Source organism: Actinophytocola sp., from assembly GCF_045807065.1.
In the GTDB taxonomy this organism is placed as follows: Bacteria; Actinomycetota; Actinomycetes; order Mycobacteriales; family Pseudonocardiaceae; genus Actinophytocola.
The window spans coordinates 1-15,666 of record NZ_JBJMIE010000542.1; the positions used below are offsets into that span (position 1 = coordinate 1).

At 74.3% G+C, this 15,666-nt stretch carries 11 protein-coding genes, 2 pseudogenes and 1 riboswitch; of the genes and pseudogenes, 5 read left to right on the plus strand and 8 right to left on the minus strand.

What is annotated here, in order from left to right; genetic code table 11:
* From ACJ73U_RS31750 to ACJ73U_RS31760, 3 genes are all read right to left on the minus strand, one after another.
* The coding region (locus ACJ73U_RS31750) for a cobyrinate a,c-diamide synthase (RefSeq protein ID WP_407781421.1) at positions 1-794 on the minus strand (794 nt) is incomplete at its 3' end.
* Entirely contained in the window at positions 788-1,402 is a 615-nt protein-coding gene (gene cobO / locus ACJ73U_RS31755) for a cob(I)yrinic acid a,c-diamide adenosyltransferase (RefSeq protein ID WP_407781422.1), read from the minus strand. The genes ACJ73U_RS31750 and cobO, both read right to left, overlap by 7 nt.
* Positions 1,402-3,387, minus strand: a complete 1,986-nt coding sequence (locus ACJ73U_RS31760) for a putative cobaltochelatase (protein WP_407781423.1) — start codon at positions 3,385-3,387, stop codon at positions 1,402-1,404. Before ACJ73U_RS31760 ends, cobO begins: the two co-directional genes overlap by 1 nt.
* A 29-nt stretch (positions 3,388-3,416) precedes the next feature.
* Positions 3,417-3,543: riboswitch (cobalamin riboswitch) on the minus strand.
* 35 nt (positions 3,544-3,578) lie between these two features.
* On the opposite strand from ACJ73U_RS31760, the gene cbiE reads away from it, so the two are divergent.
* The 3 genes from cbiE to ACJ73U_RS31775 are packed head-to-tail and all read left to right on the plus strand — an operon-like array spanning position 3,579 to position 6,279.
* Positions 3,579-4,775 carry a precorrin-6y C5,15-methyltransferase (decarboxylating) subunit CbiE gene (gene cbiE / locus ACJ73U_RS31765; protein WP_407781424.1) on the plus strand — a complete coding sequence of 399 codons (1,197 nt, stop codon included), beginning with the start codon at positions 3,579-3,581 and terminating at the stop codon, positions 4,773-4,775.
* Positions 4,772-5,530 (plus strand): precorrin-4 C(11)-methyltransferase, encoded by a 759-nt coding sequence (gene cobM / locus ACJ73U_RS31770; protein WP_407781425.1) that lies wholly within the window; start codon positions 4,772-4,774, stop codon positions 5,528-5,530. Before cbiE ends, cobM begins: the two co-directional genes overlap by 4 nt.
* Positions 5,527-6,279 carry a cobalt-precorrin-6A reductase gene (locus tag ACJ73U_RS31775; protein ID WP_407781426.1) on the plus strand — a complete coding sequence of 251 codons (753 nt, stop codon included), beginning with the start codon at positions 5,527-5,529 and terminating at the stop codon, positions 6,277-6,279. Before cobM ends, ACJ73U_RS31775 begins: the two co-directional genes overlap by 4 nt.
* Here ACJ73U_RS31775 and ACJ73U_RS31780 read toward each other — a convergent pair.
* The 3 genes and pseudogenes from ACJ73U_RS31780 to cobG all read right to left on the minus strand — a co-directional run bounded on the left by ACJ73U_RS31780 (position 6,251) and on the right by cobG (position 9,491).
* Positions 6,251-7,741 (minus strand): annotated as a pseudogene (locus tag ACJ73U_RS31780) (precorrin-2 C(20)-methyltransferase). The gene ACJ73U_RS31775 and the pseudogene ACJ73U_RS31780 overlap by 29 nt on opposite strands.
* Positions 7,738-8,355 (minus strand): precorrin-8X methylmutase, encoded by a 618-nt coding sequence (locus ACJ73U_RS31785; RefSeq protein ID WP_407781427.1) that lies wholly within the window; start codon positions 8,353-8,355, stop codon positions 7,738-7,740. The pseudogene ACJ73U_RS31780 and the gene ACJ73U_RS31785 overlap by 4 nt, the downstream one beginning before the upstream one ends.
* Positions 8,352-9,491, minus strand: coding sequence for a precorrin-3B synthase (cobG, locus tag ACJ73U_RS31790; RefSeq protein WP_407781428.1), 1,140 nt, complete (start codon positions 9,489-9,491; stop codon positions 8,352-8,354). The genes ACJ73U_RS31785 and cobG overlap by 4 nt, the downstream gene beginning before the upstream one ends.
* A 24-nt stretch (positions 9,492-9,515) precedes the next feature.
* On the opposite strand from cobG, the gene cobN reads away from it, so the two are divergent.
* Together cobN and ACJ73U_RS31800 are read left to right on the plus strand one after the other, a co-directional pair.
* Complete coding sequence (gene cobN / locus ACJ73U_RS31795; RefSeq protein ID WP_407781429.1) at positions 9,516-13,091, plus strand: cobaltochelatase subunit CobN; 3,576 nt, start codon at positions 9,516-9,518, stop codon at positions 13,089-13,091.
* 56 nt (positions 13,092-13,147) lie between these two features.
* A pseudogene (locus ACJ73U_RS31800) lies at positions 13,148-13,508 on the plus strand (transposase family protein); the annotation flags it as partial.
* A gap of 9 nt (positions 13,509-13,517) precedes the next feature.
* Here the strand turns inward: ACJ73U_RS31800 and ACJ73U_RS31805 are convergent.
* Both ACJ73U_RS31805 and ACJ73U_RS31810 read right to left on the minus strand, forming a co-directional pair.
* Positions 13,518-14,129, minus strand: a complete 612-nt coding sequence (locus tag ACJ73U_RS31805) for an O-methyltransferase (protein ID WP_407781430.1) — start codon at positions 14,127-14,129, stop codon at positions 13,518-13,520.
* On the minus strand, positions 14,126-15,666 hold a 1,541-nt coding region (locus ACJ73U_RS31810), incomplete at its 5' end, for an ABC transporter ATP-binding protein (RefSeq protein WP_407781431.1). The genes ACJ73U_RS31810 and ACJ73U_RS31805, both read right to left, overlap by 4 nt.

Genomic DNA, 15,666 nt, shown 5'->3' on the forward strand with positions numbered 1-15,666 from the left:
AGCTCGGCGTGCTCGGCGTACCCGAAGGTGAACGCCGGACCGCCGGCCATCGCGACCACCGGGCGACCCGGGACTGGTTCGAGGTCCGGCGTCCACGGCACGTAGTCCGGTCCACCCCGTGCGAGCGCCACGACGGCGGCCAGGTCGACCCCCTGTGCGACGAGTTCGGCCATGGCGTCGACGGCTTTCCGCGCGGCGGCGCCGTGTTCGACGGCCGGCACCAGCCCGAGGTGGCGGGAGGGGACCTCGACGGCGGCGTGCCGGCGCAGCACCCCGACCACGTCGAGCCCCACGTCGGCGCAGGCGCCGCGGAGGACCGCCTCGTGCCGGTCGGAGCCGACCTGGTTGAGGATGACGCCCGCGAGGCGGGTGGTCGGCCGCCACGACCGGAACCCGTGGAGCAGCGCGGCGAGGCTCGTGCTGTGCCCCCGCGTGTCGACGACGAGGAGCACCGGCGCGTCGAGCAGCTCGGCGACGTGCGCGGTGGACCCTTCCCCGGTGCCGACCCGACCGTCGAACAACCCCATGACCCCCTCGACGACGGCGATGTCGGCGTGCGCCGCGCCGTGCGCGAACAGGGGCCGGACGAGGTGGTCGCCGACGAGCACGGGGTCGAGGTTGCGCCCGGGGCGCCCGGCGGCGAGCGTGTGGTACCCGGGATCGATGTAGTCGGGCCCGACCTTGAACGGCGCGACGGCGTGCCCGACCCGCCGGAGCGCGGCCATGAGCCCGGTCGCGACCACGGTCTTGCCACTGCCGGACGAGGGCGCCGCGATGACGACCCGCGCTACCACTCGATGCCCTTCTGGCCCTTGGTGCCGGTGTCCATCGGGTGTTTGACCTTGGTCATCTCGACCACCAGGTCGGCGGCGTCGAGCAGTTCCGGGGCGGCGCGGCGGCCGGTGATCACCACGTGTTGGTGGCCAGGGCGGTTCCTGAGCGTGTCGACCACCTCGGCGACGTCCACCCAGCCCCACCCCATCGGGTAGGTGAACTCGTCCAGCACGTACAGCGTGTGCTGTTCGGCCGCCAGGCGTCGCGCTATCTCGCGCCAGCCCTCCTGGGCGGCGGCCGCGTGGTCGGCCTCCGTGCCCTGTTTGCGGGACCACGACCAGCCGGCACCCATCTTGTGCCACTCGACCGGGCCGCCCTGCCCGGTCCGCTCGTGCACCTCGTTCAGCGCCAGCAACGCGGTCTCCTCGCCGACCTTCCACTTCGCGGACTTCACGAACTGGAACACCGCGATCGGCCAGCCCTGGTTCCACGCCCGCAGTGCCAGGCCGAACGCCGCCGTCGACTTGCCCTTCATCTCTCCCGTGTGGACGATCAGCAGCGGGCGGTTGCGGCGCTGCCTCGTGGTGAGACCGTCGTCCGGCTCGACGTCCACGCGACCCCGCGGCATCAGGCCGCGCTCCGCGCCGCGCGCACCACACCCGTCACGACGTCGCTGGACAGCTCGTCCAAGCGCACGCACGCGCCACCCAGCGCGCCGGCCAGCCTGGCCGGCAACCCCAGCCGCACCGGGCCGCGTTCGCAGTCGACCACCACGCTCGCGACCCCGTCCGCGGCCAGCAAACCCGCCACCCGCAACGAGTCCTCGACCGGGTCGGTGCGAATCGGCACGGTGGCGCGGCCGTCCGTCACCACGACCAGGAGCGGGCGGCGGCGGGGATCGCGCAGCCGCTCGACCGTCAGCGTCCGGTGGGCGCGGAGGAGGCCGGTCGCCAGCGGCGTGCGGCCACCCGTGCCCAGCCGGCGCAGCCGGGCCACCGCCGCCTCCACCGACGACGTCGGCGGGAGCACCAGGTCCGCCTGCGTGCCGCGGAACGTGACCAGTCCCACCTTGTCGCGTCGCTGGTAGGCGTCGAGCAGCAGCGACACCACCGCACCCGTGACCGCGGACATCCGCTTCCGCGCGGCCATCGAGCCGGACGCGTCCACCGCGAACAGCACCAGGTTGCTCTCGCGGCCCTCGCGCACCGCGTGGCGGATGTCCGTGCGGCGCAACAGGACGCCCGCGCCCGTCCGGCCGCGCGCCAGCTGGTGGGGTGCCGCCGCGGTGAGCGTGCCGACCAGGTGGACGCCGTGGCCGCGGGACTGCGTCGCCCGCAGCGTCCGCCCGAAGCCGGCGCGGGCCCGCGACCGGCGGCCGGGCGCGCCCTCGCCGATTCCGTCGACGGCCAGCAACCGCGCCCGGAAGGCCGCGTCCGGCACGGCGGCCGGCTGCCGCGTGCCGTCGCCGCCCGCCGGTGGCGCGTCCTTCTCGCCAGCCGGGTCGTCCACTGTGGACTCGTCCGGCCGGCCGCCGCCCGGGCCGCCGGGGTCGTTCGGGTCGTCGGGGTCCGGGGGATCGGCGCTCTCCGCCGCGTCCCGCAACGCCTGCCGCAGCTGCTCCTCGTCGAGGCCCGGCTCGTCGAACGGGTCGCGCCTGCGCCGGTGCGGCAGCGCCAGCCGGGCCGCCACCTCGACGTCGGACTCCTCGACCGCGTCGCCGCCCCGCCACGCCGCGTGCGCCATCGCGGTACGCGCCACCACCAGGTCCGCCCGCATGCCGTCCACGCCGAACGACGCGCACAGGGCCGCGATCCGCCGCAGCTCCGCGTCGGGCAACGCCACCGCCGCCACCGCGGCCCGTGCGGCGACGATCCGCGCGGCCAGCTCCGCGTCGGCCACGGCCCAGGCCGAGGCGAACGCCGCCGGGTCCGCCTCGAACGCGAGCCGCCGGCGGATCACCTCCGCGCGGGTCGCCACGTCACGGGCGGCCGCCACCTCGACCGTGAGCCCGAACCGGTCGAGCAGCTGCGGCCGCAGCTCGCCCTCCTCCGGGTTCATCGTGCCCACCAGCAGGAACGACGCCGCGTGCGACACCGACACGCCCTCGCGCTCGACGTGCGCGCGGCCCATGGCGGCCGCGTCCAGGAGCAGGTCGACCAGGTGGTCGTGCAGCAGGTTGACCTCGTCGACGTACAGCACGCCGCGGTGCGCCGCGCTGAGCAGGCCGGGCTGGTAGGCGCGGACGCCCTCGGTCAGCGCGCGTTCCAGGTCGAGCGAGCCGACGAGCCGGTCCTCCGTCGCGCCGACGGGCAGCTCGACCAGCCGCGCGGCGCGGGTCGTGGCAGTGGAGTGGGACGGGGAGGCGGGTGGGGCGTGCGGGGCGTCCGGGCAGGCCGGGTCCGGCGCGGCGGGGTCGCAGCTGAAGCGGCAGCCCTCGACCACCGCGAGGTCCGGCAGCAACGCGGCGAGACCACGGACCACAGTGGACTTCGCGGTGCCCTTCTCGCCACGCACGAGCACGCCCCCGATGGCGGGGTGCACCGCGTTGAGCAGGAGGGCCAGGCGCAGGTCGTCGTGCCCGACAACGGCCGAGAACGGGTAGCCGGCGGTCATCCGCTGTTCCTTCCCCGGGTCCGCGCCCGAGTCGGTGCATAGCAGGGGCCAAGTGTCTGGCTTCCCGGATCGCTCCGGGTCACAGTGGCGGGACCGCACCAGATTCGCGCTGGTTTCCTCGGACACCCTGCTGTAGGTCTCCTCGCATCGTGTCAGACCCGCCGCCGGCTGTCGATTACCGTGCACCTCTCGTGGCAACCATCACCGTGGTCGGAATCGGCGCGGACGGCTGGGACGGGCTCACGGACGCCGCGCGCCGGGCCGTCACCGACGCCGAGGTCGTGCTGGGCAGCGGCCGCCAGCTGGCGCTCCTGCCCGCTTCGGACGCAACGCACGTGCCGTGGCCCTCGCCGCTGCTGCCGGCCGTCGAGCCGCTGCTGGCCGAGCACGCCGGGCGGCGGCTGTGCGTGCTGGCGAGCGGCGACCCGATGCTGTTCGGGATCGGCGGCACCCTGGTGCGGCTGCTCGGGGCGGAGCGCCTGGAGATCGTGCCGCACCCCTCGTCGGTGTCGCTCGCGTGCGCGCGGCTGGGCTGGGCCGTCGAGGACGTCGAGGTCGTGAGCCTCGTCGGGCGGCCGGTCGAGTCGCTGCTCGTGCTGCCCAACCGGCGGGTGCTGGTGCTCGGCGCCGGTGCCGGCACGCCCGGCGAGGTGGCCGAGCTGCTGCGGTCGCGGGGGTTCGGGCCGACGCCGATGACCGTGCTGACCGACCTGGGCGGGCCGGGGGAGCGGCGGCACGACGGCGTCGCGGCCACGTGGTCCGCGCGGGTCGGCGCGTTGAACGTGATCGCGCTCGATCCCCGCGCGGCACCCGGCGTGACCTCGCTCGGCCGCACGCCCGGCCTGCCCGACGACGCCTACGACCACGACGGGCAGCTCACGAAGCGCGAGGTGCGGGCGGTGACGCTCGCCGCGCTCGCGCCGCTGCCCGGGCAGCTGCTGTGGGACGTCGGCGCCGGCTCGGGCAGCGTCGCGATCGAGTGGCTGCGGACGCACCCGAGCTGCCGGGCGGTCGCGGTCGAGTCGCGGGCCGACCGCGCCGGCCGGATCGAGCTGAACGCGGCCGCGCTCGGTGTGCCGGGGCTGCGGGTGGTGCACGGGCGGGCGCCGTCGGCGCTGGCCGGCCTGCCGCGGCCGGACGCGGTCTTCGTCGGCGGCGGGGTGTCCGGCGACGGCGTGCTCGCGGCGTGCTGGGACGCGCTGGGCGAGGGCGGGCGGCTGGTCGCGAACGCCGTGACGCTCGAGTCGGAGGCCGTGCTGACGCGGTGGCGGGCGAGCGTCGGCGGGGAGCTCCGGCGGATCGAGGTCAGCCGGGCGGCCCCGGTCGGCGGCTTCACCGGGTGGAAGCCGATGATGCCGGTGACCCAGTGGGAGGTAGTGCGAACATGACGGTGTACTTCGTCGGGGCCGGTCCGGGTGCGGCCGATCTGATCACCGTGCGGGCGCTGCGGCTGCTCGAGGCGGCGCCGGTGTGCCTGTACGCGGGGAGCCTGGTGCCGGCCGAGCTGCTGGCGTCCTGCCCGCCGGACGCGCGGCGCGTGGACACCGCCGACCTGACGCTCGACGAGATCGTCGCGCTCCTGGTGGACGCGCACTCGCGGGGGCTGGAGGTCGTGCGGCTGCACTCCGGTGACCCGTCGGTGTTCAGCGCGGTCGCCGAGCAGGCGCGGCGGCTGGACGCGGCGGGCGTGCCTTGGGAGATCGTGCCAGGGGTGCCGGCGTTCGCGGCGGCCGCCGCGGCGTTGCGGCGGGAGCTGACGGTGCCCGGGGTGGGGCAGACGGTGGTGCTGACCAGGGTGTCCGCCCGCGCGACGCCCATGCCGCCGGGTGAGGACCTGGCTTCGCTGTCGCGTTCCCGGGCGACGATGGTGCTGCACCTGGCCGTGCAGCGGATCGACCAGGTGGTGGCGGAGCTGCTGCCTTCCTACGGGCCGGATTGCCCCGTGGCGGTGGTGGCGTACGCGTCGCGGCCGGACGAGGTGGTGCTGCGGGGCACGCTGTCGACGATCGCGGCGCAGGTGCACGAGGCCGGGGTGCGGCGGACCGCGGTGATCGTCGTGGGGTCGGTGCTCACGGCGTCGGAGTTCCCGGACAGCCACCTGTACTCCGCGGCCCGCGACCGGCAGGGCGCCCGGTCAGGGTGAGTCCCACCGGATCCGCGTGCGTGGTGATCCTGGGTGGCACCGGGGAGGCGCGGGAGCTGGCCGCCCGCCTCGTGGGGCGGGGTGGGGTGCGGGTCGTGTCGACGTTGGCCGGCCGGGTGCGGGAGCCTCGGCTGCCCGCCGGTGAGGTGCGGGTCGGCGGGTTCGGCGGCCCGGAGCGGCTGGCCGAGTGGTTGCGGGCCGAGGGCGCCGACGCCGTGATCGACGCCACCCACCCCTTCGCCGCGCGGATCAGCGCGTCCGCCGCTCGGGCCGCCCGGCTCGCCGGGGTGCCGCTTCTCCTCCTGCGCCGACCGGGCTGGGTGGCCGGTGACGGGGACGACTGGCGGTGGGTCTCCACGCTCGAGGAGGCCGCGGAGTCGTTGCCGCGCCTCGGGGAGCGGGTGTTCCTCACCACCGGGCGGCAGGGGCTCGCCGCCTTCGCGTCCTCGCCGCTGTGGTACCTCGTGCGGTGTGTCGAGGCGCCCGACCCGCCCGTGCCCGAGCGGATGCGGCTCCTGCTCTCGCGTGGGCCCTACTCCCTCGACGGCGAGCTGGCGCTCATGCGGGAGCACCGCGTGGACGTCCTCGTCACCAAGGACAGCGGTGGCGGCCGGACCGAGGCCAAGCTGTCCGCCGCGCGGCGGCTCGGGCTGCCCGTCGTGGTCGTGCGGCGGCCGGCCGTGCCGGACGTGCGATGCGTCGCGACCGTCGAGGAGGCGGTCAGCTGGTTGGGTAGTGCCGTGGGGTGAACACCTGTCCGCCGGGGGTCAGCCGGGTCTGTGACGAGCCGACGATCAGCAGGCACCGCATGTCCACCGTGGACGTGTCCAGCTCACCGAGCGGCACCACCGACACCGACTCCGCCGGGCCGCCGACGTCGCGGCCCACGATCACCGGGGTGTCCGGGGCGCGGTGGGTGAGCAGCAGCTCCTTCGCCGCGTCGAGCTGGCCGCGGCGGGTCTTCGACGCGGGGTTGTAGATGGCGATCACGAAGTCGGCGGCCGCCGCCGCGGACAGGCGCGCGGCGATCACGTCCCACGGCTTCAACCGGTCCGACAGCGACATCGTGCAGAAGTCGTGGCCCAGCGGGGCACCGGCCCTGCTCGCCACCGCCTGCGCCGCGGTCAGGCCCGGCACCACGCGCACCGGCACGTCCGGCCACTCCTGCGCCACCTCCAGCACCGCGCTGGCCATGGCGAACACGCCCGGATCACCGGAGGAGACCACCGCCACCCGGCGGCCGTCGCGGGCCAGCGCGAGCGCGAACGCGGCGCGTTAGGCCTCGACCGTGTTGCCCGACGCGTGCCGGCGCTGCCGCGGGTTCGGCGGCAGCCGGTCCAGGTACGGGCCGTAGCCCACCAGGTCGTCCGCCCACGCCAGGGCCTCCTGCGCCTCCGGCGTCAGCCACGGCCGGCCCGCCGGACCCAGGCCGACCACCACCACCGCACCCGTGCCGGGTGGTGTCGGCGCGGCCGCGGTCGCCGCGGTGTCCGCCGCGCGCCTGCTCGGCAGGATTGCCACCGAGAAGTACGGCACCGTGTTCGGGTCCACCTCGGACAGTGGGGCCAGGCGCTGCTCCGGCCAGGTCGCGCGTTCGACGTAGACGGCCTCGTCGAGGCGCCCGGCGTCGGTGAGGGCCTTGCGGACCTTCTCGAACGTGCGGCCCAGCTTCAGCACCGCCGCGGAGTCCGTCGCGGCCAGGCGTTCGGTCAGGACCTCCGGCGGGAGGGTGCCCGGCAGGACGGTCAGGATCTCCTCGCCCTCGACCAGCGGGCGGCCGGCCACCGCCGCGGCCGCGCTCACCGACGTCACCCCCGGCACCACCTCGGTGCGGTAGCGGCCCGCGAGGCGGGTGTGCATGTGCATATACGAGCCGTAGAACAGCGGGTCGCCCTCGCACAGCAGCACCACGTCCCGGCCGGCGTCCAGGTGGGCGGCCAGCTTCGCGGCGCTCTCGGCGTAGAAGTCGTCGAGCGCGCCGCGGTAGCCGCCGGGGTGGTCGGTGGTCTCGACGGTCAGCGGGTAGACCAGCGGCTCCTCGACCTGGTCGCCGCGCAGGTGCGGGGCCGCGACGCCCCGCGCGATGCTCCGCCCGTGCCGGGCGCTGTGGTAGGCGATCACGTCCGCGGCGCCGATCAGCCGCGCCGCCTTCAGCGTGACCAGTTCCGGGTCGCCGGGACCCAGGCCCACGCCGTACAGGGTGCCGCTCATTCCACCTCGCTCGCGATCGCGTTGACGGCGGCCACGGCCATGGCGCTGCCGCCGCGCCTGCCGTGCACCACCAGGTACGGCACCGCCCGCTCGGCCAGTGCCTCCTTGGACTCCGCGGCACCCACGAAACCCACCGGCAGCCCCAGGACGGCGGCCGGTCGCGGTGCCCCGGCGTCGAGCAGCTCCAGGAGCCGGAACAACGCGGTCGGTGCGTTGCCGATGGCGACGACGGCACCGCTCAGCCGGTCGCCCCACAGGTCGACCGCGGCCGCGCTGCGGGTCGTGCCCCGCTCTTCGGCGAGCGCGGGCACCCGGGGGTCGGTGAGCGTGCAGATGACGTCGTTGTCCGCCGGCAGCCGGCGGCGGGTGACGCCCGAGGCGATCATCCGCGCGTCGCACAGGATCGGCGCGCCGGCGGCGAGCGCGGCGTACGCACTGGCGACGACGTCGGGGGAGTAGGCGAGGTCGGTGACGAGGTCGACCATCCCACAGGCGTGGATCATGCGCACCGCGACGCGTTCGACGTCCGGTGGCAGACCGGCGAGGTCGGCCTCGGCGCGGATGGTCGCGAACGACCGCCGGTAGATGTCGGCGCCGTCCTTGAGGTAGTTCATCGGTCTCCTTCGGTCACCGAGTAGCCGTGGCCGGTGGCCACCACGTCGACCACCGTGCCGCGTGGCCGGCCGCACCGGCGCGCACAGCCCGACCAGTGGACGGGCAGCGTCGTGCCGGGGACGGGGGCCGCGGCCGCCCGGACGTCCGCGAGCGCCTTCGCGCAGCCGGGGCGGCCGGTGCAGGCGGTCACGCGGGCCACCGGGTCGGCGGGGTCGAGCAGGAGGCCGGCCCGGCGGAGCCGGTCCGCGACGGCGTCGGCCCGGTCGGGCGGGAGGTCGGCGACCACGAGCCGCCGCCACGGCGTGACCACCAGCGGTGCGCCGGTGGCCACGAGTGCCGCGGCCTGACCCCGGTCGAGCCACCCCAACGGCGCCCCCACGACCAGGGCCACCCGCCCGTCGACCTGCGCGACGCGGCCGATGCCCTGACGGTCACCCTCCGGGCGTTCGCTGTTCCGCGGGGCACCGCCGGGGCATGCGGGCCGGGGGAGGTGGGCGGCGATGCGTTCGGGTCCCGCCGGCAGTTCGGCAAGCCGCCACTCGTCGTCGCGCAGGGTGAGAAATGTCTCCGCGCACCGCAGCAGCAGGTCCACCACGCCGGCCAGCGGCGCGCGGAGCCCGGCGTCCACTCCGGCCAGCAGGACCGCGGCGGTGTTCTCGCTGGTCAGGACGGCTGCGACATCCGCGTCCAGCCACGCCACGTCACCGCGGCCGTCGTCCACGGCGAACAGGAACCGGCCCGGCAGAGCGGCGAGCGCGGAACGGGCGCACAGCGCGCGGTCGAGGTCGGCCACCAGCGGCCGGACGTCCGCGAGACCGGCGCCGTCCCGGCCCGTCAGCGGGGACGCGAGGACGTTGCGGACCCGCTCGTGCGTCGCCGAGGGCAGCAGCCCCGCCGCGGACAGCCGCGCGCTCAGCTCTTCGCCGTCGGCAAGGCCGCGGGCCTGCAGGTTCGCCCGCGAGGTCAGCTCGATCGTGCCGTCGCCCAGCTCCGCCGCACTACCAGCGATCGCCGCGAACGCGGCCGCCGTCAGCTGGCCGCCGGGCACGCGGACGCGCGCCACGGCGCCGTCGGCGGCCTGGTGTGTGGCGAGGACCCCAGGACAGGCGTCGGTCGAACGATTCCGGGTTGGCACGGACCGAATATAGAGTCGGGTGTCGTGATCCTGCTGCTCTCCACCTCCGACACCGACCTCCTCTCGGCACGGGCCAGCGGCGCCGGCTACCGGCTCGGCAACCCGGCCCGGCTCGCCGTCGACGACCTGCCCGGGCTGCTCGACGGGGTCGACCTCGTGGTCGTCCGGCTGCTCGGCGGCCGGCGGGCCTGGGAGGACGGGCTCGACGCGGTGCTCGCCGGACCCCGGCCGGTCGTCGTGCTCGGCGGGGAGCAGGCACCCGACGCCGAGCTGATGGAGCTGTCCACTGTGCCCGGTGGGGTCGTCGCCGAGGCACACGCCTACCTCGCGCACGGCGGTCGCGACAACCTGCGGCAGCTCGCGAACTTCCTGTCCGACACGGTCCTGCTCACCGGTCACGGGTTCGCCCCGCCCGTGCCGACCCCCGTGTGGGGCCGGCTCGACCGGCGCGGCGGGAACACCAGCGGCCCGACCGTCGCCGTGCTGTACTACCGCGCGCACCACATGGCCGGCAACACCGCGTTCGTCGAGACGTTGTGCGACGCGATCGAGGACGCCGGCGGTCAGGCGCTGCCGGTGTTCTGCGCGTCCCTGCGCACCGCGCCCGACGACCTGGTCTCGTTGCTGGGCACGGCCGACGCGCTCGTCGTCACCGTGCTGGCCGCCGGTGGCACCACGCCCGCCGCGGCGTCGGCCGGCGGGGACGACTCGTGGGACGTCGGTGCCCTGGCCACGCTGGACGTCCCCATCATCCAGGGCCTGTGCCTGACCTGGAGCCGCACCGCCTGGGCGGACAGCAACGAGGGACTGTCCCCTCTGGACACCGCCACGCAGGTGGCCGTGCCGGAGTTCGACGGCCGGCTCATCTCGGTTCCCTTCTCCTTCAAGGAACTCGACGCCGACGGCCTGTCCGTCTTCGTGCCGGACCCGGAACGCGCGGCCCGCGTGGCCGGCATCGCGGTCAGGCACGCCGCCCTGCGGCACGTGCCCAGGGCCGAACGCAAGGTCGCGGTCATGCTGTCCGCGTACCCCACCAAGCACGCCCGCATCGGCAACGCGGTCGGCCTCGACACCCCGGCCAGTGCCGTCCGCCTGCTGAACGCGTTGCGGCACCACGGTTACGTCGTCGGCGACCTGCCCGGCCTCGACGCCGAGGACGGTGACGCGCTCATCCACGCGCTCATCGAGGCCGGTGGTCAGGACCCCGACTGGCTCACCGAGGACAAACTCGCCGGCAACCCGGTCCGCATCGGGGCGGCCGACTACCGCACCTGGTTCGCCACGCTGCCCGACGACCTCCGGGCGAACATCGAGGAGCACTGGGGCCAGGCGCCCGGCGACCTGTACGTCGACCGGACGCACGACCCCGCCGGCGAGATCGTCCTGGCGGCACTGCGGGCCGGCAACGTCGTCGTGATGGTCCAGCCGCCGCGTGGTTTCGGCGAGAACCCGGTCGCGATCTACCACGACCCGGACCTGCCGCCCAGCCACCACTACCTGGCCGCGTACCGGTGGGTCCGCGACACCTTCGGCGCGCACGCCATGGTCCACCTCGGCAAGCACGGCAACCTCGAATGGCTGCCCGGCAAGAACGTCGGCATGTCCGCGTCCTGCGCCACGGACGCCGCGCTGGGCGACCTGCCGCTGGTCTACCCGTTCCTGGTCAACGATCCCGGCGAGGGCACCCAGGCGAAACGCCGCGCCCACGCCGTCCTCGTGGACCACCTCGTGCCACCGATGGCCCGCGCCGAGAGCTACGGCGACCTGGCCCGGTTGGAGCAGCTGCTCGACGAGCACGCCTCGATCGCCGCGATGGACCCCGCGAAGCTGCCGGCGATCCGCGCCCAGATCTGGACCCTCATCCAGGCCGCGAAGCTGGACCACGACCTGGGGGTGGGGGACCGGCCGCACGACGCGGAGTTCGACGACTTCCTGCTGCACGTCGACGGCTGGCTGTGCGAGGTCAAGGACGCCCAGATCCGCGACGGCCTCCACGTCCTGGGGGTGGCGCCGACCGGCGAGGCGCGGGTGAACCTGGTGACGGCGATGCTGCGGGCACGCCAGGTGTGGGGCGGCAACGCGAACGCACTGCCGGGCCTGCGGGAGGCGCTGGGGCTGACCACCTCCGCCCGGTCCGATGTGGACGAGGCGGAGGAGCTGGCGGTTCGTCTGGTGTCCACGATGGAGTCCCGTGGCTGGGCGCCGTCGGCCGCGGCCGACGTGTGCGCGGAGGTGCTGGGCCGCGCCGAGCCGGTGGTGGTCGGCGTGTTGTCCTTCGCCGCCACCGAAGTCGTGCCGCGGCTCGCCCGCACGACCGACGAGCTGGACCACGTCCTGCACGCGTTGGACGGCGGCTACGTGCCCGCCGGTCCGAGCGGATCTCCGTTGCGCGGCCTGGTGAACGTGTTGCCGACGGGGCGCAACTTCTACTCGGTGGACCCGAAGGCCATCCCGAGCCGCCTGGCGTGGGAGACCGGTCAGGCCATGGCCGACTCGCTGCTCGACCGCTATCGCACCGACACCGGCGAGTGGCCGCGGTCGGTCGGCCTGTCGATCTGGGGCACCTCGGCCATGCGCACCGCGGGCGACGACATCGCGGAGGTGTTCGCGCTGCTGGGCGTGCGTCCGGTGTGGGACGAGGCGTCGCGGCGGGTGAGCGGCCTTTCCGTGGTGCCGCTGGAAGAGCTGCGCCGCCCGCGCATCGACGTGACGGTCCGGATCTCCGGCTTCTTCCGCGACGCGTTCCCCCACGTGGTGCACCTGCTCGACGACGCGGTGCGGATGGTCGCAGGACTGGACGAGTCCGACGAGGACAACTTCGTGCGTGCCCACGTGCGGGCCGACGTGGCCGACCACGGCGACGAACGCCGCGCCACCACGAGGGTCTTCGGCTCCAAGCCGGGTTCCTACGGCGCCGGCCTGCTGCCGCTGCTCGACAGCCACAACTGGCGCGACGACAAGGACCTGGCCGAGGTGTACGCCGTGTGGGGCGGCTTCGCCTACGGCCGGGGACTGGACGGCCGCCCCGCCCGCGAGGACATGGAGGCGGCGTACCGGCGCATCGCCGTGGCCGCCAAGAACACCGACACCCGCGAACACGACATCGCCGACTCGGACGACTACTTCCAGTACCACGGCGGCATGATCGCGACCGTGCGTGCCCTGACCGGCCGCGCGCCCGCGGCCTACATCGGTGACAGCACCCGCCCGGACGCCGTCCGAACCCGCTCCCTCACCGAGGAAACCGCGCGGGTCTTCCGTTCCCGCGTCGTGAACCCGCGCTGGATAGCCGCCATGCGCAGGCACGGCTACAAGGGCGCGTTCGAACTGGCGGCCACGGTGGACTACCTGTTCGGCTACGACGCCACGACCGGCGTGGTGACCGACTGGATGTACGAGCAGCTGGCCCAGACCTACCTGCTGGACGAGGAGAACCAGAAGTTCCTGGCCGAGTCCAACCCGTGGGCCATGCACGGCATCGCCGAACGCCTACTGGAAGCCGCGGACCGCAACCTGTGGTCCAACCCCGACGAGAACACCCTGAACGCCCTACGCACCCTGTACCTCCGCACGGAAGGCGAACTGGAGGCCAACACCTGACGGCTGTCGTAACCCCGGTGTCGGGCTGCTGGCCGGTAGTTGATCGAGTCGTTGTGGTGCGGGTGAGCACGGCGTCGCGGCCGGAGTCGATTGCCCGTTCGCGGGTTGAGAACGGGCCGGTTCCGCAAGCTGGTACGGGTGATCGCCCGGCGTGGTGGAGGCGAGATCACGGATGGGCGACCGGGTCGGCCGTGGGCGTTGCCGCTGGTCGATCAGGTGTTGGTGGTCGCGGTGTATCGGCGGACGAACCTGACCACACGCCAGATCGGGCCGCTGTTCGGGATGTCGCATGTGGCGGCGCACCGGGTGATCGACGACCCGCGGCTAGCGTTGGCGCCGGTGCGCACAAGGCGGGTCGATTCGGCGGCGATCGGGGACGGCACCTCGTGCCCACCCCGCGACCACCGGTCGGCGGCAGGAAAAGCCTCAACCCCGGAGCGCGACCAGCTCGCCCTTGCCCACGGGGATCGTCGTCACGGCGGTCAGGTCGCTCAGCAGCAGGTCGTGCAGGGGTGCGATCTCGTCCGGGTGGGACAGGGCGTTGTCGGCGACCAGCACACCGCCGGAACGCAGCACGCGCACCGGGTGTGGCCACCACGACGGGTACTCCGGCCGTTCGGAGTCCAGGAACAGCAGGTCGACGGCGCCGTCGCCCAGGGTGGCCAGGCCCTCGCCGCCGTCGCCCAGGCGTAGTTCCACGAAGGCTTGGAGGCCGGCCTCCTCGATGGTGCGGGCGGCGTCGCGCTGGGCGTCGGGGTCGGTGTCGTAGCTGATGACCCGGCCGCCGCTCGCGCGGGCCGCGTCGGCCAGCCACAGCGTGGAGACGCCCCGGGACGTGCCGATCTCCACGATGTTGCGCGCTCCCACGGTCTGCGCGAGGAACCACAGGAACCGCCCGGCGTCGGGCTCCAGCACCCGCCACCGGTCGAGCCTGTTCTCCTGTGTGGCGTCGTGCCGGGCCGCTGCCTCGGTCACCCGGTCGATCACCCGCTGAACCACGTCGTCCATGCGGGTGATCGTGCCACGGGTGCGGGTCACCGGGCGGCGGTCTCCCCTGTGAGTTCGCGGACATCCTCGGCGCCGTCGAGGAAGCCGCCCGACTGGTGTTGCCACAGGCGCGCGTACGTGCCGTGCCGCGCCAGCAGCTCCTCGTGGGTGCCCTGTTCGATGATCTCGCCGTGGTCCATGACGACCAGCTGGTCCATGCGGGCCACGGTGCTCAGGCGGTGTGCCACCACGAGTGCGGTGCGGCCCGCCATGATCCGCCACAGCGCCTCCTGGATCAGCACCTCGCTCTCCGAGTCCAGCGCGCTCGTCGCCTCGTCCAGCAGCAGGATCGGGGCGTCCCGCAGGATGGCTCTGGCCAGGGCGACCCGCTGGCGCTGGCCGCCGGAGAGCTTGACGCCGCGTTCGCCGACCAGGGTGTCGAAGCCGTCGGGCAGGGTGTCGGCGAACTCGGTGACGTGGGCCGCGCGGGCCGCGGCCAGCACCTCCTCGGTCGTGGCGTCGGGGCGGGCGAAGGCGATGTTGTCGCGCAGGGTGCGGTGGAACATCGCCGGTTCCTGCGGCACGTAGGCGATCAGGCTCCGCAGGTCCGCCTGCCGCAGCCGCGCGATGTCCTGGCCGCCGACCCGGATCGTGCCCGACTCGATGTCCATCATGCGCAGCAGCAGCTGGGTGAGCGTCGTCTTGCCGCCGCCGGAACGGCCGACCAGACCGACCTTCGTGCCGCTGTCCACCACCAGGTTCAGGCCCGTGAACAGGACCGGCGCGCCCGCGTGGGCGAACCGGACGTCCTCGAAGCGGATGTCGGCCGCGGCCGGTCGCAGCGGTTCCGGCGACGGCGGGTCGAGCACCGTCGGCGGCGCGAGCAGCAGCTCGGTGAACTGCGCGGCCTCGGTCAGCGAGCTCTCGATCCGCCGGTAGATCTGGTTGAACTCGAACATGATCCCCGTCGCGCTGAAGAAGTACGCGAACACGACGATGATCGCCTCGACGCCGAGCCGCCCGCTGACGCCGACCGCCACCAGCAGGCCGAGTGCGTTGGTGAGCACGGAGACCGTGGCGACCACGGTGTCGATGCGCAGGTTCGCGTAGTCCCACGACCGCAGCGCGAGCGAACGCAGGTCGGCCACCCGGCCGCGGTGCTCCTCGGCCTCCCGGTCCTCGGCGGCGAAGGCACGCACGGTCGCCATGTTGCCGATGGTGTCCGCGACGTGCCCGGACACGCGGGCGAACGCCGCCTCCCGCTGGTCGACCAGCTTCTGGCGGCGACGCACGAGCGGCGCCACGGCGAACCCGGTCACCACGATGAGGCCGACCAGCACCACCACCAGCATCGGGTCGTAGCCCCACAGCACCACCGAGGCGAACAACAGCGGCACGACCTTCGCGATCACCGAGAACGCCATCGTGTCGATGAACTCCTCGAACCGCGACGCGAAGCTCAGCACCCGCTTGGTCAGCGAGCCGGCGAAGTTGTCGTGGAAGAATGCGAGGTCCTTCCCCAGCAGCTCGTCCATCGCCTCGACATAGAGCGACTCGATGCCGCGGATCTCTGCGCGTGCGATGAACG

Bases quoted from the DNA above. Each gene is read 5' to 3' on its own strand.
- cobO (WP_407781422.1), bottom strand. From the start codon at position 1,402: ATGCCGCGGGGTCGCGTGGACGTCGAGCCGGACGACGGTCTCACCACG.
- ACJ73U_RS31760 (WP_407781423.1), bottom strand. From the start codon at position 3,387: ATGACCGCCGGCTACCCGTTCTCGGCCGTTGTCGGGCACGACGACCTG.
- cobM (WP_407781425.1), top strand. From the start codon at position 4,772: ATGACGGTGTACTTCGTCGGGGCCGGTCCGGGTGCGGCCGATCTGATC.
- ACJ73U_RS31785 (WP_407781427.1), bottom strand. From the start codon at position 8,355: ATGAACTACCTCAAGGACGGCGCCGACATCTACCGGCGGTCGTTCGCG.